This is a genomic window from Rhizobium sp. 18055, from assembly GCF_902706285.1.
In the GTDB taxonomy this organism is placed as follows: Bacteria; Pseudomonadota; Alphaproteobacteria; order Rhizobiales; family Rhizobiaceae; genus Rhizobium.
The window spans coordinates 226512-248066 of record NZ_CACSKD010000003.1 but is presented as its reverse complement, the minus strand read 5'-3'; the positions used below and the strand labels follow the sequence as shown (position 1 = coordinate 248066).

Below are 21555 nucleotides of genomic sequence, written 5' to 3'. Positions count from 1 at the left end.
AAGCCGGTGTTTCTTAGCGGGAACGGGCCAGAAGCGGCTTGCGCCGCGGGGCGAGCAGGCCGTGCAACAGAAAAACGCAGAGCAACAACGGCCAGACCGGGCCGGCGGCAAGACCGGCGACGCGAAGCAGCGTCCAGCCACCACGCGCGGCCCAACCCTCCAGCAGCGTGACCAGTATGAATGCACTTGAAATCGCGCAATATGCGCTGACGGCGGCGGATTCCATCATTATCGCACCCCCCGATGCTTGAATTTCATCGATCATAGGCGATACGTGGGGCGACGTGGAGACATCCATTGTGCGTAGGGCCGTATCGATCCGACCGGCTGACGGCGGCGCGGTGGGTTGATCGGTTTTTCGACGCCGGCGCCAATACGAGTGATCTCGGCTGAGAGACAGCGATGGCCGGCTTGCGCCGGAAGCGGATGTCGATCAGATAACCACCCATTGTGGAATGAGCTATTGGGCAGGAGAGATTTTGAAATCAATCAGCCACTTGAGCTTCGTACTCTAAGGGGCGTTGCCCCTCGCGCGGGCAAGGGGGCGGTCTCCCGAGGCGCTGCGCTTGTGCGCCCGCCGCCTGATACCTTTGCCCTTGCTACCCCCGACCTCGCCGGTCAGGCAGGGTTGCATGACTGCAACCTGCATTCAAAGAGGACTGTCAGCAAAAATATTGTAAAAGTATTGGCTTTATGCATAAGATGGGACAAAGGAGCTAAACATATGGCGCGAGCAAAGACGTTTTCATTGGGCGACAACTACGACGGGATTCTCTCCGACCTCGTCAAGAACGGCCGTTTTGGTACGGAAACCGAGGCAGTGCGCGCCGGAATCCGAATGCTCGCCGACTATGAAATCAAGATGCAGGCCTTGCGCCATGACATCATGGCAGCCGATGCTGAGATTGAGGCAGGCCATGGTGAGGAGTACGCCAACGGCGCGGATCTCCTGCAAGACGTCATGAAGGAAGGCTAAGACCATCAACCCGAAACGCTTAATCATCGCGCCCCTCGCTGTCCAAGATCTGCGGGGGATTCGGCGCTATATCGCTGAGAGCAGCCCCCATTACGCGCAGGAGTTCCTGGCCGACCTCACCGCCAAGATTGCCTGGATTGCGGAAACCGATTTCACCGGTTCTCCGCGTGACCACATCCTGGAGGGTTTGCGCGGCTTCCCGTATCGCCAGCGCTGCATCTATTACCGCTCATATCATGACCGTGTGGTCATTCTCCGCGTCATGCATGGCGCCCAGGACATCAAACCGCAGGACTTTGGGTGATGAGTAAGCCGTAGAGGCGGTTGCTAACTCAAAAATTTTCATTTTCAAAAGCCTGATAAACATCCATGGTTGTGTTTCTGAGCGCAACATCGGGAGTAAGATGAGGCTCGCACTAGCAATCTTGACACTTCTTTCCGGGGTTGGGTCTGTAAGCGCCGAAGTGCTATCGGCCCGGAAAGTCCCAAATGACCCGAATATGAATTTTTGGGAGCTGCAAATCACCGCGAAAACGGACTCGGTCCGAGTCCTAAGCGTCGATGTCAACCGAGGATGCAAACGTGGTGGCGGCGTGCCTTTGCCCGTGACCTTAAGTTTGGGCAAGAGGTGTCGCTAGGAACGGTGTCGTGTGAGCCGACCGAGGTCAAGGTCTATACACCTGACGGTCCCGAAACCCTGTCCTGGGACCTCAATGTCAACGGGCAGTTGGCCGTGCAGAAATATCGCGTTCCTTCCGTTTCTGGCGGAAACAACGTGGTACCAAGCGTGAATGCTGGTAAATCCCTTCACACGCAACAAAATCGCTTTTATTGAATTTGCAGCAAAAAAATATTGCCCATATTATGCGGGAGTGTGCGACCTCAACTTCACTCTGGCTGGGAATCCAAAGAATCCATCCATGGTTTATCAAAAAGATATATCCGCTCAAATTTCCTATGAGGAGATCAGAGCGCTAGCTGAAGAGGCCGCTCGCAAGGAGTGGCAGCAATTTCTTGGAATGGGACAAGCGGCCCTACTCGATCAATGTCTCAACGTTCAACGAGCTTGGATGTTTTTCAGAAATCCTGCAATTTTGATACCGACAGAAGCTAGTATGAAAAAATGTGCAATCGTGATTAGCGATCGCGGTGAGGTAAGAACTACCGCGGATTTTTACCCAGACCTCAACAAGTGTCATGAGTACCTACAAATCATGTCAAATCACTTCGAGGAGCGGGGACTCTGAAACTACGGCGTCAAGGCCTTCTCAGAAACGAGTTTTCCCTTTGGGTGGGGGTGGTGGCTGCTCTGCGCCACAAGCCCTCAATTTAGATAATAAAGTAGTCGCCAGTTGAGGATGTTCAAAATCGATCCAGCCAGAGCGCCAAGCGGTGTGAATACCAACACTCCAATAGGGCCTACGAGTTCATACCTAAGCCAGCCACCGACGATCAGCCCGAATGTGCCCAGAAAGATCGTAATTGCTTGTGCAGTTTTCCCATGGCTCAAATCTAACCGTCGCAGATCATGTTCAATGACCGCTTCGGGCCGAAAGCAGTCGAGCCGCCTCGCCCGCTTCACGCCAACACCGGACCTTGCCGGAATCGCAAAATTCGGGAAAACAACCGTCACGCCAATCGGGACTTCCGCGACATCAGCGATTTCAGGCTGTCCTGAGCGATCCGTGTCCCGTGCGGAACGCCTGCATTTCGGCATCGCGCCATCGCTGCCGCTGCTGTCAACGGGGCATCCCCCAGCACGGCACGGCATCGGATTTTCGGCGCTTGGCGCGTGCTGTGCGGCCTGATCTTTACCCGCCTCTCCCTTGATCGATCCACCGATCCGCACCACATTGTCGAGGAAAATCAAAAACACGCACTCCAAGGCGCGAAAGGAGCATATCCATGGCCGACACGACGATCGCCAAGGTTCAGAAGACCGATGCCGAGTGGAAGGAACAGCTGACGCCTGAGCAGTATCGCATCACGCGCCAGCATGGCACCGAGCGAGCCTTCACCGGCCCTTACTGGGATTCATCCGAGGTCGGGCTTTATAGCTGCGTCTGCTGCGATGCGCCGCTGTTTCGCTCCGACACCAAGTTCGATGCCGGTTGCGGCTGGCCTAGCTATTTCAAGGCGGTCTCTCCCGATGCGGTGACCGAGTATCGCGATGCCACCCACGGCATGGTGCGTACCGAAATCCGCTGTGGCACCTGTGACGCCCATCTTGGCCACGTCTTCCCCGACGGCCCGCCGCCGACCGGCCTGCGCTACTGCATCAACGGCCACTCGATGGTGTTCGAGGCCGGCAAGTAATGACCCGCCAGACGAGACGCCCGCCCGGGAAACCGTGGCGGGCGTTTTGTGTTCAGGACAATCCGGGCTGATCAGCTGGGGACCCTGAGTTCCATGAAGGTCAGGTCCAGCCAGCGGCCGAACTTGGTGCCGACCTCGTTGAAGGTGCCGCCATTGCGGAAGCCGAGCTTTTCGTGCAGCGCGATCGAGGCGGCGTTGCCCGCCTCGATGCCGGCGATCATCACGTGGATGCCGTTTTGTCCGGCACGGGCGATCAGCTCTGTCATCAGCAGCCTGCCGATGCCCGCACCCTGGTGATCCTTCTCGACATAGACGGAATGCTCGACGGTGTGCCGAAATCCCTCGAAGGCGCGCCAGTCGCCATAGGAAGCGTAGCCGGATATCTTGCCGTCCGTTTCGGCGACCAGCACCGGAAAGCCCCTCGCCTGGCGCATCCGGAACCATTCGAGGCGGTTGTCGAGATCGACCACGGTCTCGTTCCAGATCGCCGTCGTGTGTTCCACCGCGTGGTTGTAGATGGCGCGAATCTCAGGCAGATCGGCTTCGGTGGCGTCGCGTAACAGGGTGGGTTGCGTCATCGGTGTCCGTCCACTATTATTTCATTATGTCCACTATATCAAACAACTTCGATCAATCAACCGACTTCGACCGATCTCTTGGGGAACGCGTGCGGACCGAGCGGGACTTGCGCGGCTGGTCGCTCAGCGATCTCGCCAGCCAGTCCGGCGTGTCGCGGGCGATGATCCACAAGATCGAGCGCGGCGAAAGCAGCCCGACGGCGTCGCTGCTCGGAAAGCTCTGCGGCGCCTTCAGTCTCACCGTCTCGGCGCTGATCGCGCGGGCCGAGGCCGGCAGCCAGAGGCTGAGCCGCCGCGCCGACCAACCTGTGTGGACCGACCCGGAGACCGGATATGTCAGGCGGCATGTGTCTCCCGTCAGCGGCAGTCCGTTCGATATCGTCGCGGTCGATCTGCCGGCCGGCGCCAGCGTTGCCTACCCGGCCTCGTCCTTCGTGTTCCTGCGCCAGTGCATCTGGGTGACCGAGGGTGCGTTGAGCTTTGCCGAGGGCGATATCGTGCACAGTCTGAACGCCGGCGATTGCCTGCTGCTCGGGCCAGCGGCGGATTGCGAATTTCGCAACGAGAGTGCGGCCACCTGCCGCTACGTGGTGACACTGACCAAGGCCGGATGAAGCCGACGATCAGAGCCCGGACGCGCTCATGCTGAAGCAGGTGAGGACGGCGGTATAGTGGACGGCAGCGGCCGCGACCACGAAGCCGTGCCAGATGGCGTTCTGGAACCGCAGCTTTTCCCAGACGTGGAAGATCACCCCCAGCGAATAGATGATGCCGCCGATGACGATCAGTAGCATCGAGGCATAGGGGATGCGCTCGGCCACCGGGCCTGCGACCATGACGCCGCTCCAGCCCATGGCGAGATAGAGCAGGATTGTCAGCCGGTCGTAGCGGCCGGGAAAGAAGCATTTTAGAAAAACGCCCATCGCAGCCACAACCCACATGCCGATCAGCATCCCGAAGAGAAGAGGATTGTCGGCACCGCGCTCGAGAAACGGCGTGTAGGTGGCGGCAATCAGGATGAAGATCGAGGAATGATCGAGCCGGCGCAGGAACCATTTGGTGCGCGACACCGGCCAGGCGTTGTAGGAAAACGAGATGCCGAGCGCCAGCACCAGGCCGACGCTGTAGATCCACGCCGCCGCCAGTTCGCCATGCGACGACCAGAGCGTGGCGTAGAAGATCAGCACGGTGGTTCCGACAAGCGCGAGCGCCAGCCCGATGCCGTGGACGATGCCATCGGCAATCAGTTCGTATTTGTCATAAGCCCAGCGAATGCCGTTGAACTCGCTCATGCACGAACGCCCCGTTTGCTTCGTGGCGATGGTGGCATCGAAACGCCTTGCGCGCAACACAACTGCTGTTTGGCCTGGATAAATCTTCGTGAGCATTCAAGCAGGCAGGCAGGCAGGCATTGAGGCAGGCATGGCGGCTCGTGGGGCAAGCCGCCATGCCTGCCCTTCCCCGACATTCTACCCCTGCTTCCTGCGGTCGACCAGCACCGAGCACTTCGCGTGGCGCACGACGCGGTCGGCGGTGGCACCGATGAAGTAGTTGCTGAAGTCGGGAATATGCGAGGCGAGGATGATCAGATCGGCAGTGTGGGCCTCGGCCGAGGCAAGGATGCCGGTGGCCGGGCGGCCGTGGCTGATCTCGATCCGGGCGGGAATGCCCACGGCGACGACCAGCGCTTCGAGCTTTTCGCGGGCATCCTTGGCGGCGCGCTCGACGAGTTCGACCGGCAGGTCCATGGCGACATAGGTCGGGATATCCTCGACGACGTTCAAAAGGATGATCTCGCCGCCGCCGTCGAGCAGCGTGGACGCCTTGCGGAAGCTCATTTCGCCGTCTGCAAGCGCGCCGATCTCAATGGCAACGATGATCTTCCTGTACATGAGCCGTTCCTTTTCACGTCTTGATATGAACGCAATATCGCTTTGAAATAGATATGGCGCTTTGATCAGGATCAAGTCCGGCACGCGATACCGTCAACGGATATCGAACGCTTCATCGTCAAAAACTGGCCTTCTGTGAACAATGGAAATGCGCCATATAGGGTTCAAGTACAGCGGCCAAAGGACACTTCAGAGGCTATGGACCGGCGAGCATTCCTTGGCATCGCTACAGGCAGCGCGCTCGCTGCCGGCGCCGGCACGCCTTCTTCTTCACGGGCAGGAGACACCCAGATGACCACCACCGAGACGTCCTACGCGCTGACGCGCCCTGCCTATGTCGATCACTCCCATCTGGTCGTCACCGACCTTGCGCTGGTGTCGGGTTTCTACCAGACCATGCTCGGCCTGACGGTGATCGAAAAGACCGCCAGCGGCGAAGTGCTGGGCGTCAACGGCACGCCGCTTCTGACGCTGACGACGGGCAAGGATGTGCGCACTGCGCCGCGCAACGCCGCCGGCCTGTTCCACACCGCTTTCCTGATGCCCGACCGCACCGAATTGGCACGCTGGCTGCGCCATGCCGCCCACAACAATGTGGCGCTCGAAGGGGCTTCCGACCACCTCGTCAGCGAGGCGATCTATCTCTCCGACCCCGAGGGCAACGGCATCGAGATCTATGCCGACCGGCCGCACGACGTCTGGAAATTCCACCAGGACGGCCAGGTGGAGATGGCAACGCTGCGGCTCGACCTGCAGGCGCTCTACGAAAGCGCACCGCAGGATGCGTGGACCGGCATGGCCGATGGCACGGCGATCGGCCATATCCATCTGCAGGTCGGCAATATTCCGGAGGCAGACGCCTTTTACCGCGACGTGCTCGGGCTGAAGATCATGGCGCGCTATCCCGGCGCCAGCTTCTTTGCGACAGGCGACTATCACCACCATGTCGCCGCCAATATCTGGAACAGCCGCGGCGCCGGTGCACGCACCGAGGCGATGACCGGCCTGTCCGACTACGCATTGCGCTTCAACGACACGGCAGCGCTCGACAAGGCAGTCGCCAAGCTCGACGAGCTCGAGATCAAGAGCGAGAAGCGCAACGGCGGCGTGTTCCTGCGCGATCCCTGGGGCATCGGCCTGACGCTGTCGGCCTGATCTGCCGCATCATCGTCATGGACCATCCAAACGCCCGCCTTCCGGTGGGCGTTTTCGCGTTCAGGCCTGCTCGAGCGCTGCCACCGGGCTGTCGCAACGATCGGCGAACAATGTCTCGGTGAGGTAATCGACCAGCACGCGGACCTTTGGCGACAGATGGCGGTTGGAGGGCCAGAGCATGTGGAACTGGCCGGGGCCGTCGATGTGGTCGTCGAGGATGGTGCGCAGCGTTCCATCGGCAAGACGGCGCCGCACCAGGAAATCCGGCATGCAGCCGATGCCGAGGCTGGCCGAGACGGCGCCGCCGAGCGCTTCCATGTTGTTGCAGGTGAGCAGGCTGCGCATTGCCAGATCGGGCGCCCCCGACGGTATGCCCAGCGGCCAGTCCTGCACCTTGCCGCTGTTGGGAAAGCGGAAATGGATGGCGGTGTGGCCGGCGAGGTCGTGCGGGGTTTGCGGCGTGCCGTGGGCTTCGAGATAGCCGGGTGCGGCGCAGAGCAGCATTCGGAACGGGCGCAGCGCCCGCGACATCAGCCGCGAGTCCTGCAGGTCGCCGCTGCGGATCGCCACATCGACGCCCTCGTCGATCAGGTCGACGATGCGATCGTTGAAATCGAGATCGAGCTCGACGTCGGGATAGAGGCGGACGAACTCCGGGATGACAGGCAGCAGAAGATGGTAGCTGACCAGCGGCAGGCTGACCCGCAGGCGGCCGCGGGGTGCGGCGACGGCTGCAGCCAGCGAGGCCTGCGCGTCTTCGAGATCGTCGAGCACGCGGCGGCAGCGCTCGTGAAACAGCCGCCCCTCCTCGGTCAACCGGATGCTGCGGGTCGAGCGCTGGAACAGCCGCACGCCGACCTGGCGCTCCAGCGTCGTCACCGCCTTGCCGACAGCGGACGCCGACAGGCCGAGCACCCGGCCGGCGGCGACGAAGCTGCCGAGATCGGCGGTTTTGACGAAGGCGGACAGGCCGCTCAGTTGATCCATGTCGGTGTTCCGGTGTGGTCGCTCGGAGCATTCGAGCGAATTTTTCCATGATAAGCGGAACTGAGGCCGGCTTATCCAATCATTCCGGCAAATCTATCCTGTTTGCGTTGCGGGCGATAGCGCCTCCCACCTGTCGATCCGCGCACCTCACCCTTTCAAACAGGCGAAAACCTCATGACACGACCTGATACGACACGGCGCACGGGCGCCGATAAAGGCAGTGCTACGGCCACGAAGATGCTGGCGCTGATCGGCGTCTGCTGCGCCGCTGCCGCCATGCCGCTGACCTTCACCGGGCCGGCGGTGGCGCTTCCCGCCATCAGCCACGATCTCGGCGGCAGCCCGATCGCGCTCAACTGGGTGACCAACGCCTTCATGCTGACCTTCGGCAGCAGCCTGATGGCAGCAGGCGCGCTGGCCGACACCTATGGCCGCAAGCGGATCTTCCTCACCGGTCTTGCCGCCTTCCTCATATTTTCGGCAAGCCTTGCCTTTGCGCCGGATATCGTCTGGTTCGACATCCTGAGGGCGCTTCAGGGGATCGGTGCCGCGGCCGCCTTTTCCGGTGGCATGGCCTCGTTGGCGCAGGAATTCGAAGGTGACGCCAGAATGCGCGCCTTCAGCATCGTCGGCTCCAGCTTCGGTGTCGGCCTTGCCTTCGGACCGATCACATCGGGCCTGATGGTCGACAGTTTCGGCTGGCCGGCGATGTTTGCGCTGGTCGTGGTGCTTGGTGCCGTCGGCTTCGTACTGGGCGCCGCCTTCCTGCATGAAACGCGCGATCCCGAGGCCACCGGGCTCGACTGGCCGGGGGCTGCAAGTTCACGCTGGCGCTGGCACTGTTTACCTACGGCGTGCTGCTTGCGCCCGAGAATGGCTGGACCAGCCCGTCCGTCATGGCGCTGCTGTTTGCCTCGGCCGCCCTTCTGGTCGCCTTCTGGCTGATCGAGCGCTCGGTCGCCCGGCCGATGCTCGACCTGACGCTGTTTCGCTATCCGCGCTTCGTCGGCGTGCAGTTGCTGGCGGCAGCGCCCGCCTATGCCTTCGTGGTGCTGCTGATCCTGCTGCCGGTCCGCTTCGTCGGCATCGACGGGATGAGCGAGGTGGCGGCCGGCAAGATGATGATCGCGCTCTCGGGACCGTTGCTGGCGCTGCCTGTCGTTGCCGGGATGCTGACGCGATGGTTTTCGGCGGCGGTGATCTGCGGCGTCGGGCTGCTGATTTCGGCTGGCGGGCTGTTCTGGCTCTCGACCATGCCGGCGTCGCAACCACTTTTTCTGATCGCACCGCTGTTGACGATCGGCATCGGCATCAGCCTTCCATGGGGCCTGATGGACGGGCTGGCCGTCAGCGTCGTGCCGAAGGAGCGTGCCGGCATGGCGACGGGGATCTTCAGCACCACGCGCGTTGCCGGCGAAGGCGTGGCGCTTGCCATCGTCAGCGCGGTGCTCTCGGCGTTGATCGGATCGCGGCTCGGCAGCGGGACGGATGGCGCGGCGAGCGCGGCGCAGCGTCTGGTGACCGGCGACCTGACGGCTGCGGCCTCGCTGATGCCGGCGATCGGCCGAGACAGGCTGGCGCTCGGCTATACCCAGGCATTCAGTTCACTGCTGGTGCTGTTGGCAAGCATCACCATCTTTACCGCGGTGGTGGTCGTGGCATTTCTCGGGCGCAAGGAGCCTGCGATCGAGGCCGAAGCGTCTGCCTGCGAAAGCCCGGCAGCCTGATGAAGGGATCAGGCAGGGCCGCGACTGCGCGCACATCCAGACGCGCAAGGTAGCGGCCCTGCCTCGCCTTCGCAGCATGTCGAAAGCTGCGATGCGGATGCGGTGTGGAACCGGCAGAGTTGCTACAGGCCCAACGGCAATCCGCCCAGAAACAGGCCAAGGGAACTGAAATCACCCTTGGCGCGTTCTACGTGCGAAGCATAGGGGCTTCCGGGGAACCACCATTCATGGGCATTGCCAACGGCATTCGCAAACACGCGAGCAAGATCGCCCTCGGAGAGCGTCGCGTCAGCTCCTGGGCGCAGAACATGGCCGACGCCGAAGAGGTGGCGGCGCAGGCGCCGATTCGCCGGGTGGAGAAGGATGGCCTCGACATATTGATGGCCTGGGCGATCATCGGCATCTTCATCATCCTCGGAATGTCGGCCGTCTACATGATGTCGCTGATCCTCATTCCACTGACGCTGGCGATCGTCGTCGGCATGATCCTCGGGATGCTGGCGGAGAAGCTGACCAAGCTCGGCGTGCCCCGGATCACCAATGCGGTGATTCTGTCCTCCAGCGTGGCGCTGGTGATCTTCCTGGTCGCCAATTCGCTGGCCGGGCCGCTGACGACGCTTGCCAATGAAGGGCCGGCCTTTGCCGAAAAGACGGCGATGCGGCTGATGCCCTATCTCGAGCGGATCAAGTGGCTGCACATCACGCCGGAGACGTTCCAGAGCGGCCCGATGTCGGCCGAAAAACTGCTGGAGAATACCGGCAACATCCTGCATGTCGTCTCCGCCAACCTTACGCCGGCGCTGGTGCAGGCGCTGATCTTCTTTGCGGCATTGCTGCTGTTCCTGATCGGCCGAGTCAGCCTGCGCAAATCGATCATCATGGTGTTTCGCGAGCGCGCCCAGCGGCTGGCCGCGATCCGGGTGATCAGCAGCGTCGAGCAGGTGCTCGGCTTCTATTTCGCGACAGCCTCGGTGATCTATGCCTGCCTCGGCGTGGTGATGACGGTGATTGCCTATGCCGGCGGCCTGTCGGCGCCGGTGCTGTGGGGCTTCTTCGCCTTTCTGTCGAGCTTCGTTCCTTATCTCGGCATCACCATGATGACGTTTTCGATCGCCATCGCCGGCATCATCACCCATGACGGATTGCTGGCAGGGATCATCCCGGCAGCGACCTTCTTCACCGTCCACCTGCTGATGGAAAACCTGATTTTCCCGGCTGTGATGGGACGGCGGCTGGAGATCAATGCCTTCGTGGTGTTCCTCGCCATCCTGTTCTGGACATGGATGTGGGGTGCGGTCGGCGCGATGCTGGCGCTGCCGCTGTCGCTGATCGTGATGACCATCATCGACGAGTTGTTCATCGAAGAAAAACTGCAGCCGCAGCTGCCGAAATGAGTGCGTGAATGGCCGAGATCGACCTGAAATCCTCCAGCCAGGACCGCCTGATGAGCGGCTGCTCGCTGTGGGGAAAGGCCGGAACGCGACCGGTGTTTCGGCCGCTGGACGATCATCTCAAGGTCGATGCACTTGTCATCGGCGGCGGCGTGACCGGTGCGTTGATGGGCCAGCATCTGTGCGAGCGCGGCATGTCGGTGGCGATCGTCGATCGCGAGCAGCCGGGGCTCGGCAGCACGGCGGCGAGCACCGCGATGCTGCAATGGGAGATCGACAAGACGCTGACAGAACTCGAGCAATTCTATGGGTTCGAGAGGGCCGTCGGCATCTATCGGCGCAGTGCAGCGGCCGTCTCAGGCCTTGCCAAGCTGATCACCGGTCACCGCATCGACTGTGCCTTCCGGCCGCGGCAATCGCTGTTTCTGACCAGCAACCATGAAGGCGCGCGCGACCTGGCTGTCGAGACCGACCTGCGGCAGCGTGCCGGGCTGCCGAGCCGCTATCTCGAACATTGCGACCTGTTCACCGAATTCGAGCTGGATCGCGATGCCGGCATCCTGTCGCGCGGCTCTGCGGAAGCCGACCCGCTGCTGCTGACCTGGGCGCTGCTTGGAATGGCCGGCGAGGCAGGCGCCCGGCTGGTCGATGCCTCGGTCAACACGCTGCACAGCGAGGGCAATCGCGTGACGGCGGAGACCGACGGGCGTTTCGTGATCGAAGCGAAGGCGGCCGTGCTGGCGACCGGCTACACCATGCCGGGGATCGACATGCCGAAGCTGCACCGCGCCACCTCGAGCTGGGCGATGGCAACCGTTCCCCAGGCTCCCGGAACGCTGTGGCGCGACGAGGCGCTGATCTGGGAGGACAGCCACCCCTATCTCTACATGCGCACCACCACCGATGGCCGCATCGTTGTCGGCGGCGAGGACGACGACACCGTCGATCCGGCGGCGCGCGACGCGAAGATGCCGGACAAGATCCTGGCGATCCGCGAGAAGATGAAGCTGATCTGGCCGCAGGCCGATACATCTGTCGCCACCTCATGGTGCGGCACCTTCGGCGAGACGGTGGACGGCCTGCCTTTGATCGGGCCGGTGCCATCGCTGCCGCACGTCTATGGCGCCTATGGCTATGGCGGCAACGGCATCACCTTCTCATACTTGGCGACGCAGATGATCGGCGCCATGATGTCAGGGGTTTACCGCGACTGGTTCGATGATTTTGCGATGGATCGGGATGGGCCGGGCGGGCAGAGCCCGAAGTCCGGGACGCGCGATGTGGAGATGGTGGCGGGGTAGCGATTGGGCGTGGCGTGCGTGGTCACCCCCTCTGTCCTACCGGACACCAATTTCACCGCCTAATCCGTCGGTTGCCTATTCCGTCGTCTGATCATCGCCGGTGTCCTCGACATGCTGCAGACGCACGAACTGGGTGCCCTTGGATTTCAGGTCGAGGATGGCCTTGGCGACGCCTTCGCCGGCGGCGTGGGTCGGCTGGTTGATGTGGGAGATCACCACATCGCCATCCCTGGCGCCGGATATTCGCTTTTCGGTGACAGCCGCCCCCAGCAGCGAACCACCATCGCCATTCAGCGAGTAGCCGGCGATGCGATAGCCCATGGCGCGAATCTGGGCGATGGCAGAGAGATCGTATTTGGCGGTCGAGCCGCGGAACCAGTGGGGCGCGGTGATGCCCGCAGCCAGCATCGCGTCGGCACCGCCCTGCACTTCCTGGTGCACGGCTTCCGGCGAACCGGCCGCAGCGATGCCGTAGATCAGCGCCGGCTTGTCGACGGCCGGAATATGGTTCTTGCCGTGGTTTTCGAGTTCGAACAAATCGGGGTTTGCCAGGAACACCTGCAGCGCCTGCGGATTGTACTTCAGCCAGCGGGCGGTGACGAAGATGGTTGCCGGGATGCGTTCGCTGACCAGCACCGACAGGATGCGCTCATCGGCCTTGCCCATGCAGGCATCGAAGGTGAGCGCGACGCGGGCCTGGCCCTTGATGCCGGAGCGCAGGATATGCAGATGCGGCTCGACCAGCTTCGGGGAGACCGCAGTTTTTGGCGACAGGGCCGGCTTCGGAGCAAGCGCAGGCGTGTTCGGCGTGCCGATGGCGGCTGGCGCCGGTGCTGCCGGCGCCTCGGGTGCCGGCGGAAACACATCGGTCGCGACGGGTTTGACCGCCGCCGCGGAGGCGAGCGAAATGGAGGCGCCGAAAAGCGCTGCTGCGAGAGAAAGACGATTCATTACAGACAGAAGCCGTTGCTTGTTCGAGCGCTGGATAACGCAAAAGCCGGCGCCGGACCATGTGGCCCGATGACGCTGCGCCTTGCTCAGTCGTAGAGGTAATACTTGGTCCACTTGTCGCGCGGGACCTTCTCGCCGATCTTGTATTCCAGATCGCGGACATTGATGTGCTGCGGGCCGGTGATGCAGCTGTAGGACAGGTGGTACCAGTCGCCCTTGCTGCGGAACACGGCGCCAGGCGCTTCGAGCCGGTCGTCGCTGGGGACCGGGTCCTTGAAGGTGTAGGCGATCACTTTATCCGGCTTGAAGCCGGTGGCATCCTTGTTGATGCGGCTCATCGCTTCGGTATCGCAGCTCTGTTCGAGCCGTGTCGCCGGGTCGAGCTTTTCGAGCTGCTTCTTGATGGCGGGGTCAACGGCGAAGGCGCTTGGGGCGAAGGCAGGGGCAAAGGCGGGGGCGGCAAGGCCGAGAACGGACAGAAGCAGGACGATACGTTTTGGCATTACTGGGGGCATCCTTTGCAAGCTCATTTCGGAACCCTGCACGGCCAGACTTCGGAAAGTCCCGCCTGACAATGGCAGAATTCTGCACGATGAGTGCGGACTTTGTCACATAATGTGGTGACTTCAAGGCAAGGTGAGGATTCCACGGTTTTTGCACAGCCATGCCGCAGCCCGGTCGGGGCGATTCTTGGCGCTTGATCCCTCGCGCTTGCGTCTCTATCTCTTCACAACCTGTAATTCCGACCCCGGAGCCCTGCTTGTCCGTCTTCAAAAATCTGCCGAACCCGCCCGTCGCACCGAAGAAGCCGCATTCCGACACGCGACACGGCATCACCCGCACGGATGACTACGCCTGGCTGCGCGCCGACAACTGGCAGGCAATGTTCAAGGATCCATCGATTCTCGACCCGGAGATCCGCACGCATCTGGAGGCCGAAAACGCCTATATGAACGCGGCGATGGAAGACACCAAGCCGTTGCAGAAGGTGCTGTTTGCCGAGATGCGCGGCCGCATCAAGGAAGACGACAGCTCGATCCCGATGAAGGACGGCGCCTTTGCCTACGGCACCTTCTTCGTCACCGGCGGCGAGCAGCCGCGCTACTTCCGCATCCCGCGCGATGCCGACATCACCGACGAGAGCCTGCGCACCGTGCTGCTCGACGGCGACAAGGAGGCGGCGGGCAAATCCTACTTCCGCCTCGCCGGCATCGACCATTCGACCGATCACAATCGCGGCATCTGGGGCTATGACGACAAGGGCTCGGAATTCTACACGCTGAAGGTTCGCGATCTCGTGACCGGCGAAGACATGGCCGACGTGATCGAGAACACCGGCGGCGGCGGCGCCTGGGCGCCCGATGGCAAGAGCTTCTTCTATTCGGCGCTCGACGAGAACCATCGTCCCTCCAAGGTGTTCCACCACATCATCGGCACGCCACAGGCCGACGACCGGCTGGTCTACGAGGAAGAGGATGCGGGCTTCTTCATGGGCGTCGGCGGCTCGCTGCTCGACGACTTCATCTACATCGACATTCACGACCACGAGACATCCGAATACCTGCTGATCCCGACCAGCGACCTGATGGCAACGCCGAAGATGGTGGTGCCGCGCGAAGAGGGCATGGAGTACACGCTGACCGAGGCCGGCGAGGTGTTCTACATCCTCACCAATGACGGCGACGCCAAGGATTTCAAGATCGTCGAGGCACCGGTTGCCAATCCGGGCAAGGAGAACTGGCGCGAGGTCGTGCCGCACAAGCCGGGCACGCTCATCATCAGCCACATGGCCTATCAGCGCCATCTGCTCTGGCTCGAGCGCAAGGACGGCCTGCCGCAGATCATGATCCGCGACCGGGCGACCGGCGAAGAACACGCGATCGGCTTTGCCGAGGAAGCCTATTCGCTCGGCCTGCAGGGTGCTGCCGAATATGACAGCGACATCATCCGCTTCTCCTACTCGTCGATGACCACGCCATCGCAGCTCTACGACTACAACATGGTGACGCGCGAGCGGACGCTGTTGAAGACGCAGGAAGTGCCGTCGGGCCACAATCCCGACGACTACATCACCCGCCGGGTGTTTGCGCCGGGCTGGGACGGCGTCGAGGTGCCGGTCACGCTGCTCTATCGCAAGGATACGCCGCTCGACGGTTCCGCGCCGTGCCTGCTCTACGGCTACGGCGCCTATGGCGTCACCATTCCGGCCGGGTTCAACACCAATTGCCTGTCGCTTGCCGATCGCGGCTTCGTCTATGCCATCGCCCATATCCGCGGCGGCAAGGACAAGGGCTTTGCCTGGTACGAAGACGGCAAGATGGAGAAGAAGACCAACACCTTCAAGGACTTCATTGCGGCGGCGGACTATCTGAATCAGGAGAAGTTCACCTCCTACGCGAACATCATCGCCGAGGGCGGCTCGGCCGGCGGCATGCTGATGGGGGCGATCTCGAACATGGCCCCGGAGAAATTCGCCGGCGTCATCGCTGCCGTTCCGTTCGTCGATGTGCTCAACACCATGCTCGACGACACCCTGCCGCTGACACCGCCGGAATGGCCGGAATGGGGCAACCCGATCGACAGCCGGGAAGAATACGAGCAGATCGCCGCCTATTCGCCCTACGACAATGTCGAAGCCAAGGCATATCCGCCGATCCTGGCGCTGAGCGGCCTGACCGACCCACGGGTGACCTACTGGGAGCCAACCAAGTGGGTGGCCAAGCTGCGCGACAACTCCACCAGTGCGGCACCGGTGCTGCTGAAGACCAACATGGATGCTGGCCACGGCGGCGCTTCCGGGCGGTTCCAGCGGCTGGAGGAGATTGCGTTCGAATATGCGTTTGCGCTGAAGGTTGCGGGGAAGATGTGAGGGCTTCGGCCTTCGTCTCTTTTGACTTGAGGTGAGGCATCAGACGTCGTCTGTCGCTTCGCTCCGCCCCCTCATCCGGCTACCGCCACCTTCTCCCCGTTGGGGAGAAGAGACCCAGCGGTTGCACCTTGCCGCGGCTCCCCTTCTCCCCAACGGGGAGAAGGGGCCCGAAGGTTTCAGGTGCAACACGTTGCACCGGGGATGAGGGGGCGGCGCGCGCAGCGCTTACGCAGAACAAGAGCACTGTTGGACGCCGCGCAACCTCAACAGGGTGCGCAAGCTGGCTGCGCTGGCGGCATCGATGGGCGGTCGCTGAGATTCCGCTTTACCGCCGCAGCACCTTTCCATTAGATTTACCTAATTCTTCAAGATCACATCGCATTCGATTTCATCCTCGACAGGAGATTCCGACATGGCGACCTACAGACATGCCCTGCCGCAGCTCGACGGTGGGCTCTTCGTGAGCGATGGCGGCATGGAGACCACCTTCATCTTTCACGACGGGCTGCAGCTGCCGCATTTCGCCTCGTTCGTGATGCTGGCGTCCGAGGAAGGCCGCGATCGGCTGAACGCCTATTACCGGCGCTATCTCGAGATCGCGCGAAAGCATCGCGCCGGCTTTATCCTGGATACCCCGACATGGCGGGCCAATCCCGATTGGGGCGACAAGCTCGGCTATACCAGCGAGGCGCTGCATGCGGCCAATGTCGCCGGTGTCGCCCTGCTGACCGGCCTGCGCCAGCGCTACGATCAACCCGGCCAGCCGATCGTCATCAGCGGCGCCATCGGGCCACGCGGCGACGGTTACAAAGCGGGCAACATGACGGCTGACGAGGCCGAGGCCTATCACGGCACGCAGATCGGCAGTTTTGCCGAGAGCGACGCGGACATGGTGGCGGCATTTACGCTGACCAATATCGACGAGGCGATCGGCATTGCCCGGGCGGCGGCGGCAAGGGGCATGCCCTGCGCCCTTTCGTTTACCGTCGAAACCGACGGAAGGCTGGTGACCGGGCGCAGCCTGCAGGAGGCGATCGAGACCACGGATGCGGCAACGAACGGCGCGCCGGCCTATTACATGATCAATTGCGCGCACCCGACGCATTTTGCCTCGGTGCTCGATCACGGCAGCGGCTGGGCCAAGCGGATCGGCGGGCTGAGGGCGAACGCCTCGCGGATGAGCCATGCCGAACTCGACGACAGCGAAACGCTGGATGCCGGCGACCCTGATGATCTCGGGCAGCGCTATCGCGCATTGCTGCAGGACATGCCCCAGATCAGGATCGTCGGCGGCTGCTGCGGCACCGATCACCGGCATGTGGCAGCGATCTGCGAGGCATGCATGCCGGCACTTGCAAGTGCTTGATTGCCAAGCGCATAATTGGCAAGTGGCTGATTGACAAGCGTGTGATTGAGGGGCGTGCGATTGGGGGTGCCCGGATCAGCTCCGATCCCCGGATCAGTGTTCGGCGTGGGCCGGCTTGTCGCCGCCATGGCCGCTGATGTCGGCGCCGGCAGCGCTTGCGAAGCGCAGGTTCCAGAAGGTTGCCGTCAGCGAGATCGCGGTGACAAAGAGAAAGGCGAACGAGAAGTCGCGCAGCTGCGGCGTATCGCCGGTGCCGGTGATCGTCATCGAGACGTGCAGCGCCAGAGCGCCGACGCAGATGCCGAGTGACAGCATCAGCTGCTGGAATGTCGTATAGAAGCTGGTTGCAGCGCTCATCCGGTCGCGGTCGATCTCGTCATAGGCGACGGTGTTGTAGGCGGTGAACTGGAACGACATGAAGAAGCCGCACATGAGAAGCACCGCGAAGATCAGGCCTAGCGGCCAGTCGGGCCGGAAGAAGGCGCAGAGCGCATAGCCGAAGGTGGCGGTGAAGCCGTTGAAGATCAGGGCGTTGCGGAAGCCGAAGCGGCGCAGGATCTTCGGTGCGAAGGCCTTCATCGCCATCGAGCCGATGGCGGCGGCAGTGACCAGCTGGCCAGCCTTGGCGGCCGAAAACCCGAAGCCGAGCTGGAAATAGAGCGGCAGCAGGAAGGGTTGCGCGCCTTGTGTGATGCGGGTCAGCGAGCCGGCGATGACCGACGTGCCAAAGCTCGGGATCTTCATCAGCGAGAAATCCATGATCGGCGACGGGTGGCGGCGGGCGTGGCGGAGATAGGCCATGCCGAACAGCAGGCCGATGGAAATCAGGAACAGCGCGAGCGACCCCTCGCCCGGGCGGCTGGAGGATTCGAAGCCGAACAGCAGCGAGCCGAGCGCGATGCCCGAGAGGATGAAGCCGACGGTATCGAAGCGCCGCTTCGTCTCGCCCTTGAAATCCTGGATGAAGATCGACACCAGAATGAAGCCGATGATGCCGACGGGGACATTGATGTAGAAGATCCAGCGCCAGTCGAGATAGGTGACGATCAGGCCACCGACGGGAGGCCCAAGGATCGGGCCGATCAGCGCCGGCACCAGGAGCCAGGACATGGCGCTGACCATATCCTTGCGGGCGACGCTGCGCAGCAGCACGAGACGGCCGACCGGCATCATCATGGCGCCGCCGAGGCCCTGCAGCAGGCGCGCCAGAACCAGACACAGCAGGTTCGGCGACAGCGCGCAGAAGATCGATCCGGCGATGAAGACGGCGATGGCCGAGCGGAAGACGGTGCGTGAGCCGAAGCGATCGGCCATCAGGCCGCTGGCCGGAATGAAGATGGCGAGGCTCAGCAGGTAGGAGGTCAGCGCGATGCTCATCGACGGGGCGCTGACGCCGAAATCGCGCGCCATAGTCGGCAGCGCGGTCGCCAGAACGGTGGCGTCGAGCTGTTCCATGAACATGGCGCTGGCAACGATCATCGCGATGACGCGGAAATTAGGCTGGGGCCGCCTGACGGCCGCCACCTGGTAGATCTGATCCGACATCGTCAGGGATCGCTCGCAAAGACAGCGGCTTACGCGCAGGCGCGGCGCCGCAGTATGATATGGCATGCCGCCAAGGGTGAATGGAGTTTTTATATACGCCTGCAAATGTGGCGGCGTTATGCTTTTATGGCAGGGCTGCCGTGAGCACAGCGTATGGATGCATTAGCGATCGCTGCGCAGCAGCGCCTCGTAGTCCTGGCCGCCGGAGAAGATGTTGGTGATGCCGATCAGATGATCCTCGACCACATAGAGTATGACGGCGCTTCTCTCGAACACAGCCATGCGCAGATTTGCTCCGAGTTCCGGTCGGGCGACGCCGCCCAACGGCGCATCGGCAATGCGTTCGCAGCGTTGATAGAGACGATCGATATATCGCTCCGCCGTTGTCCGGTTCTGGCTGCTTTCGAGAATATAGTTGAAAATCGACGTCAAGTCGTCGAGCGCTGCTGGCAGATATTCTACCGTATAGCGATCCATTGCTTATCGGTTCTTCGCAAAAAGAGTGTCGAGCGCCGTTCGCATCTCCTGGCTGCTCAACCGTGGGCTGGGATCATCGAGCGACGCCTGCACGCGGGCGCGGATCGAGGCGATGCGCTCCTTGTGCTCTTCCTCACCGCGCATCCAGACGCGCATCGCGGCGCGCAGCACTTCGCTGGTCGAGGCAAACGCGCCGGCCTCAATCTCGGCCTTGATCACATCGACCATTTCGGTCGGCAGGGTGATGCTCAGCTTTTCCATCGCCATTCTCGCTCCTGAAGCCTGAGAGTAGGATAAAATCCTACCACGACGCGCCGCTTGCAGCAATCAGCCCATAGCCCTACCTATGTGTGATGACCCAAGCCCTTCAGGATACCGGCGCACGCGCGCCTTTGACCTTCGACAACAGCTATGCGCGGCTGCCCGCGACTTTCTTTGCGCGACAGACGCCCTCGCCCGCCGCGGAGCCTTGGCTGATCAAGCTGAACGAGCCGCTGGCCGCAGAGCTCGGGCTTGACGTCGAGGCGCTGAAGCGGGATGGGGCGGCGATCTTCTCCGGCAATCTGGTGCCAGACGGCGCCGATCCGCTGGCGATGGCCTATGCCGGACACCAGTTCGGCAACTTCGTGCCGCAGCTCGGCGACGGGCGGGCGATCCTGCTTGGCGAGGTGATCGACACCCGTGGCAACCGCCGCGACATCCAGCTGAAGGGTGCAGGCGCCACGCCCTATTCGCGGCGCGGCGACGGGCGGGCGGCGCTTGGGCCGGTGCTGCGGGAATATATCGTCAGCGAAGCCATGCATGCGCTCGGCGTTCCGGCGACGCGGGCGCTGGCGGCGGTATCGACAGGCCAGCCGGTCTATCGCGAGCAGCCCTTACCGGGCGCGGTGTTTACCCGCGTGGCGGCGAGCCATATCCGGGTCGGCACGTTCCAGTTCTTTGCGGCGCGCGGCGATACCGATGGTATCAGGGCGCTGGCCGACTATGTGATCGAGCGGCACTATCCCGAAGCCCGGCACGCTGCAAATCCCTATCTGGCGCTGTTCGAAGCCGTCTGCGAGCGGCAGGCGGCGCTGATCGCCAGGTGGCTGCATGTCGGCTTCATTCATGGGGTGATGAATACCGACAACATGACGGTATCCGGCGAGACGATCGATTTCGGTCCCTGCGCCTTCATGGATGACTATGATCCGGCAATGGTGTTTTCCTCGATCGACCAGAATGGCCGCTATGCCTATGCCAGCCAGCCCGGCATCGGGCAGTGGAACCTCGCCCGGCTTGGCGAGACGCTGCTGCCGTTGATCGACGAGGACCAGGAAAAGGCGGTGGAGGCGGCCAATGTGGTGATCAAGGATTTTGGAGAGCGCTTCCAGATCCACTGGCTGAGGGGGATGCGCGAGAAGATCGGGCTGACCTCGGTCGAGGACGGCGATCTCGATCTGATCCAGTCGCTGCTCTCCACCATGCAGGCCGGCAAGGCGGATTTTACGCTGACCTTCCGCCGGCTCTCGCATCTGGCCGGCGACGGCAGCACCGAGGCGGCATTCCTGGAGACCTTCGCGGAGCCGGCAGCGGCGAAGGAATGGCTGTCGCGCTGGCGCCAGCGGCTATGGCGCGAGATGACAACCGATACCGAGCGCAGTGCCGCGATGCTCGGCGTCAATCCGGCATTCATTGCGCGCAATCACCGCATCGAGCAGGCGATCGTGGCAGCCGTCGAGGAGGCGGATTTCTCCTTGTTCGAGGCGCTGCTTGCGGTGCTTGCGAGGCCCTACGAGGATCACGCAGAGTTTACTGCATACATGCAGCCGCCAAAACCGTACGAACGGGTTCTGCAAACATTCTGCGGGACCTGAACGGGCAAATTTATCTACCATGACGCTAGCCGACGCGGTTGAATTTCTGCGAGCGGCAGCGCCTGCGATATATGGCTTTTCTACGACAAAATGTTCCCGACGCCCGTGCTTTCGGCGCGACAGACGTTACGGAAACATGCTATTTTAGCATTGTTATGGACCCCCCAT

At 62.3% G+C, this 21555-nt stretch carries 24 protein-coding genes; 13 read left to right on the top strand and 11 right to left on the bottom strand.

Annotated features, from left to right (window positions below; translation table 11 throughout):
* Window positions 1-13: 13 nt before the first annotated feature.
* Window positions 14-229 (bottom strand): hypothetical protein, encoded by a 216-nt coding sequence (locus GVL52_RS07430; RefSeq protein ID WP_160005890.1) that lies wholly within the window; start codon window positions 227-229, stop codon window positions 14-16.
* Between the two features lie 495 nt (window positions 230-724).
* Between GVL52_RS07430 and GVL52_RS07425 the strand changes: the two genes are divergently transcribed.
* From GVL52_RS07425 to GVL52_RS07415, 3 genes are all read left to right on the top strand, one after another.
* The gene (locus tag GVL52_RS07425) at window positions 725-976 is read left to right on the top strand and encodes a type II toxin-antitoxin system ParD family antitoxin (RefSeq protein WP_160005385.1); all 252 of its coding nucleotides are present in this window, start codon (window positions 725-727) and stop codon (window positions 974-976) included.
* 4 nt (window positions 977-980) lie between these two features.
* Window positions 981-1280 (top strand): type II toxin-antitoxin system RelE/ParE family toxin, encoded by a 300-nt coding sequence (locus tag GVL52_RS07420; protein WP_160005888.1) that lies wholly within the window; start codon window positions 981-983, stop codon window positions 1278-1280.
* A 487-nt stretch (window positions 1281-1767) separates the two neighbouring features.
* Window positions 1768-2223, top strand: coding sequence for a hypothetical protein (locus tag GVL52_RS07415; RefSeq protein WP_160005383.1), 456 nt, complete (start codon window positions 1768-1770; stop codon window positions 2221-2223).
* 77 nt (window positions 2224-2300) lie between these two features.
* Here GVL52_RS07415 and GVL52_RS07410 read toward each other — a convergent pair whose 3' ends face one another.
* A complete protein-coding gene (locus GVL52_RS07410; protein WP_160005381.1) occupies window positions 2301-2846 on the bottom strand; it encodes a hypothetical protein in 546 nt (181 codons plus the stop codon).
* A 35-nt stretch (window positions 2847-2881) separates the two neighbouring features.
* Here GVL52_RS07410 and msrB point away from each other — a divergent pair, with 35 nt between their 5' ends.
* Complete coding sequence (msrB, locus tag GVL52_RS07405) at window positions 2882-3292, top strand: peptide-methionine (R)-S-oxide reductase MsrB (protein ID WP_160005379.1); 411 nt, start codon at window positions 2882-2884, stop codon at window positions 3290-3292.
* A 71-nt stretch (window positions 3293-3363) separates the two neighbouring features.
* Here msrB and GVL52_RS07400 read toward each other — a convergent pair whose 3' ends face one another.
* Window positions 3364-3870: a GNAT family N-acetyltransferase gene (locus GVL52_RS07400; RefSeq protein ID WP_160005377.1), complete on the bottom strand. Its 507-nt coding sequence runs from the start codon at window positions 3868-3870 to the stop codon at window positions 3364-3366.
* Window positions 3871-3959: 89 nt separating this feature from the next.
* Here GVL52_RS07400 and GVL52_RS07395 point away from each other — a divergent pair, with 89 nt between their 5' ends.
* Complete coding sequence (locus tag GVL52_RS07395) at window positions 3960-4484, top strand: XRE family transcriptional regulator (RefSeq protein ID WP_306440349.1); 525 nt, start codon at window positions 3960-3962, stop codon at window positions 4482-4484.
* Window positions 4485-4493: 9 nt separating this feature from the next.
* On the opposite strand, the gene GVL52_RS07390 is transcribed toward GVL52_RS07395, so the two are convergent.
* Window positions 4494-5162: a hemolysin III family protein gene (locus GVL52_RS07390; protein WP_160005373.1), complete on the bottom strand. Its 669-nt coding sequence runs from the start codon at window positions 5160-5162 to the stop codon at window positions 4494-4496.
* Between the two features lie 177 nt (window positions 5163-5339).
* Window positions 5340-5762, bottom strand: coding sequence for a universal stress protein (locus GVL52_RS07385; RefSeq protein ID WP_160005371.1), 423 nt, complete (start codon window positions 5760-5762; stop codon window positions 5340-5342).
* Between the two features lie 198 nt (window positions 5763-5960).
* Here GVL52_RS07385 and GVL52_RS07380 point away from each other — a divergent pair, with 198 nt between their 5' ends.
* Complete coding sequence (locus GVL52_RS07380; protein WP_200847778.1) at window positions 5961-6917, top strand: VOC family protein; 957 nt, start codon at window positions 5961-5963, stop codon at window positions 6915-6917.
* Between the two features lie 60 nt (window positions 6918-6977).
* Here GVL52_RS07380 and GVL52_RS07375 read toward each other — a convergent pair whose 3' ends face one another.
* Complete coding sequence (locus GVL52_RS07375; protein ID WP_160005367.1) at window positions 6978-7904, bottom strand: LysR family transcriptional regulator; 927 nt, start codon at window positions 7902-7904, stop codon at window positions 6978-6980.
* A gap of 174 nt (window positions 7905-8078) precedes the next feature.
* On the opposite strand from GVL52_RS07375, the gene GVL52_RS31325 reads away from it, so the two are divergent.
* From GVL52_RS31325 to GVL52_RS07360, 4 genes are all read left to right on the top strand, one after another.
* Complete coding sequence (locus GVL52_RS31325) at window positions 8079-8849, top strand: MFS transporter (protein ID WP_368735329.1); 771 nt, start codon at window positions 8079-8081, stop codon at window positions 8847-8849.
* Complete coding sequence (locus GVL52_RS31320; RefSeq protein WP_368735328.1) at window positions 8801-9631, top strand: hypothetical protein; 831 nt, start codon at window positions 8801-8803, stop codon at window positions 9629-9631. Before GVL52_RS31325 ends, GVL52_RS31320 begins: the two co-directional genes overlap by 49 nt.
* A gap of 227 nt (window positions 9632-9858) precedes the next feature.
* Window positions 9859-11025: an AI-2E family transporter gene (locus tag GVL52_RS07365; RefSeq protein WP_160005364.1), complete on the top strand. Its 1167-nt coding sequence runs from the start codon at window positions 9859-9861 to the stop codon at window positions 11023-11025.
* 8 nt (window positions 11026-11033) lie between these two features.
* Window positions 11034-12323, top strand: a complete 1290-nt coding sequence (locus tag GVL52_RS07360) for an FAD-binding oxidoreductase (RefSeq protein WP_160005362.1) — start codon at window positions 11034-11036, stop codon at window positions 12321-12323.
* A 75-nt stretch (window positions 12324-12398) separates the two neighbouring features.
* On the opposite strand, the gene GVL52_RS07355 is transcribed toward GVL52_RS07360, so the two are convergent.
* A complete protein-coding gene (locus GVL52_RS07355) occupies window positions 12399-13274 on the bottom strand; it encodes a polysaccharide deacetylase family protein (protein ID WP_244619111.1) in 876 nt (291 codons plus the stop codon).
* A gap of 86 nt (window positions 13275-13360) precedes the next feature.
* Window positions 13361-13777 (bottom strand): DUF930 domain-containing protein, encoded by a 417-nt coding sequence (locus tag GVL52_RS07350; RefSeq protein WP_160005360.1) that lies wholly within the window; start codon window positions 13775-13777, stop codon window positions 13361-13363.
* Window positions 13778-14034: 257 nt separating this feature from the next.
* On the opposite strand from GVL52_RS07350, the gene GVL52_RS07345 reads away from it, so the two are divergent.
* Entirely contained in the window at window positions 14035-16143 is a 2109-nt protein-coding gene (locus GVL52_RS07345; protein ID WP_160005359.1) for a S9 family peptidase, read from the top strand.
* Between the two features lie 412 nt (window positions 16144-16555).
* Window positions 16556-17509 (top strand): homocysteine S-methyltransferase family protein, encoded by a 954-nt coding sequence (locus GVL52_RS07340; protein WP_160005357.1) that lies wholly within the window; start codon window positions 16556-16558, stop codon window positions 17507-17509.
* 93 nt (window positions 17510-17602) lie between these two features.
* On the opposite strand, the gene GVL52_RS07335 is transcribed toward GVL52_RS07340, so the two are convergent.
* From GVL52_RS07335 to GVL52_RS07325, 3 genes are all read right to left on the bottom strand, one after another.
* Window positions 17603-19054 carry a DHA2 family efflux MFS transporter permease subunit gene (locus GVL52_RS07335; RefSeq protein ID WP_160005355.1) on the bottom strand — a complete coding sequence of 484 codons (1452 nt, stop codon included), beginning with the start codon at window positions 19052-19054 and terminating at the stop codon, window positions 17603-17605.
* 162 nt (window positions 19055-19216) lie between these two features.
* The gene (locus tag GVL52_RS07330) at window positions 19217-19531 is read right to left on the bottom strand and encodes a type II toxin-antitoxin system RelE/ParE family toxin (protein ID WP_160005353.1); all 315 of its coding nucleotides are present in this window, start codon (window positions 19529-19531) and stop codon (window positions 19217-19219) included.
* Between the two features lie 3 nt (window positions 19532-19534).
* Window positions 19535-19798, bottom strand: a complete 264-nt coding sequence (locus tag GVL52_RS07325) for a type II toxin-antitoxin system ParD family antitoxin (protein WP_244619110.1) — start codon at window positions 19796-19798, stop codon at window positions 19535-19537.
* Window positions 19799-19884: 86 nt separating this feature from the next.
* On the opposite strand from GVL52_RS07325, the gene GVL52_RS07320 reads away from it, so the two are divergent.
* Window positions 19885-21387: a YdiU family protein gene (locus GVL52_RS07320; protein ID WP_160005351.1), complete on the top strand. Its 1503-nt coding sequence runs from the start codon at window positions 19885-19887 to the stop codon at window positions 21385-21387.
* Window positions 21388-21555 lie beyond the last annotated feature (168 nt).

Coding starts and splice junctions, on each gene's coding strand:
- GVL52_RS07375 (WP_160005367.1), bottom strand. CDS start 7,904: ATGGATCAACTGAGCGGCCTGTCCGCCTTCGTCAAAACCGCCGATCTC.
- GVL52_RS07365 (WP_160005364.1), top strand. CDS start 9,859: ATGGGCATTGCCAACGGCATTCGCAAACACGCGAGCAAGATCGCCCTC.
- GVL52_RS31320 (WP_368735328.1), top strand. CDS start 8,801: ATGGCGCTGCTGTTTGCCTCGGCCGCCCTTCTGGTCGCCTTCTGGCTG.
- GVL52_RS07325 (WP_244619110.1), bottom strand. CDS start 19,798: ATGGCGATGGAAAAGCTGAGCATCACCCTGCCGACCGAAATGGTCGAT.
- GVL52_RS07320 (WP_160005351.1), top strand. CDS start 19,885: ATGACCCAAGCCCTTCAGGATACCGGCGCACGCGCGCCTTTGACCTTC.
- GVL52_RS07430 (WP_160005890.1), bottom strand. CDS start 229: ATGATGGAATCCGCCGCCGTCAGCGCATATTGCGCGATTTCAAGTGCA.
- msrB (WP_160005379.1), top strand. CDS start 2,882: ATGGCCGACACGACGATCGCCAAGGTTCAGAAGACCGATGCCGAGTGG.
- GVL52_RS07340 (WP_160005357.1), top strand. CDS start 16,556: ATGGCGACCTACAGACATGCCCTGCCGCAGCTCGACGGTGGGCTCTTC.
- GVL52_RS07390 (WP_160005373.1), bottom strand. CDS start 5,162: ATGAGCGAGTTCAACGGCATTCGCTGGGCTTATGACAAATACGAACTG.
- GVL52_RS07355 (WP_244619111.1), bottom strand. CDS start 13,274: ATGAATCGTCTTTCTCTCGCAGCAGCGCTTTTCGGCGCCTCCATTTCG.
- GVL52_RS07400 (WP_160005377.1), bottom strand. CDS start 3,870: ATGACGCAACCCACCCTGTTACGCGACGCCACCGAAGCCGATCTGCCT.
- GVL52_RS07380 (WP_200847778.1), top strand. CDS start 5,961: ATGGACCGGCGAGCATTCCTTGGCATCGCTACAGGCAGCGCGCTCGCT.
- GVL52_RS31325 (WP_368735329.1), top strand. CDS start 8,079: ATGACACGACCTGATACGACACGGCGCACGGGCGCCGATAAAGGCAGT.
- GVL52_RS07330 (WP_160005353.1), bottom strand. CDS start 19,531: ATGGATCGCTATACGGTAGAATATCTGCCAGCAGCGCTCGACGACTTG.
- GVL52_RS07335 (WP_160005355.1), bottom strand. CDS start 19,054: ATGTCGGATCAGATCTACCAGGTGGCGGCCGTCAGGCGGCCCCAGCCT.
- GVL52_RS07385 (WP_160005371.1), bottom strand. CDS start 5,762: ATGTACAGGAAGATCATCGTTGCCATTGAGATCGGCGCGCTTGCAGAC.
- GVL52_RS07425 (WP_160005385.1), top strand. CDS start 725: ATGGCGCGAGCAAAGACGTTTTCATTGGGCGACAACTACGACGGGATT.
- GVL52_RS07350 (WP_160005360.1), bottom strand. CDS start 13,777: ATGCCAAAACGTATCGTCCTGCTTCTGTCCGTTCTCGGCCTTGCCGCC.
- GVL52_RS07360 (WP_160005362.1), top strand. CDS start 11,034: ATGGCCGAGATCGACCTGAAATCCTCCAGCCAGGACCGCCTGATGAGC.
- GVL52_RS07415 (WP_160005383.1), top strand. CDS start 1,768: ATGCTGGTAAATCCCTTCACACGCAACAAAATCGCTTTTATTGAATTT.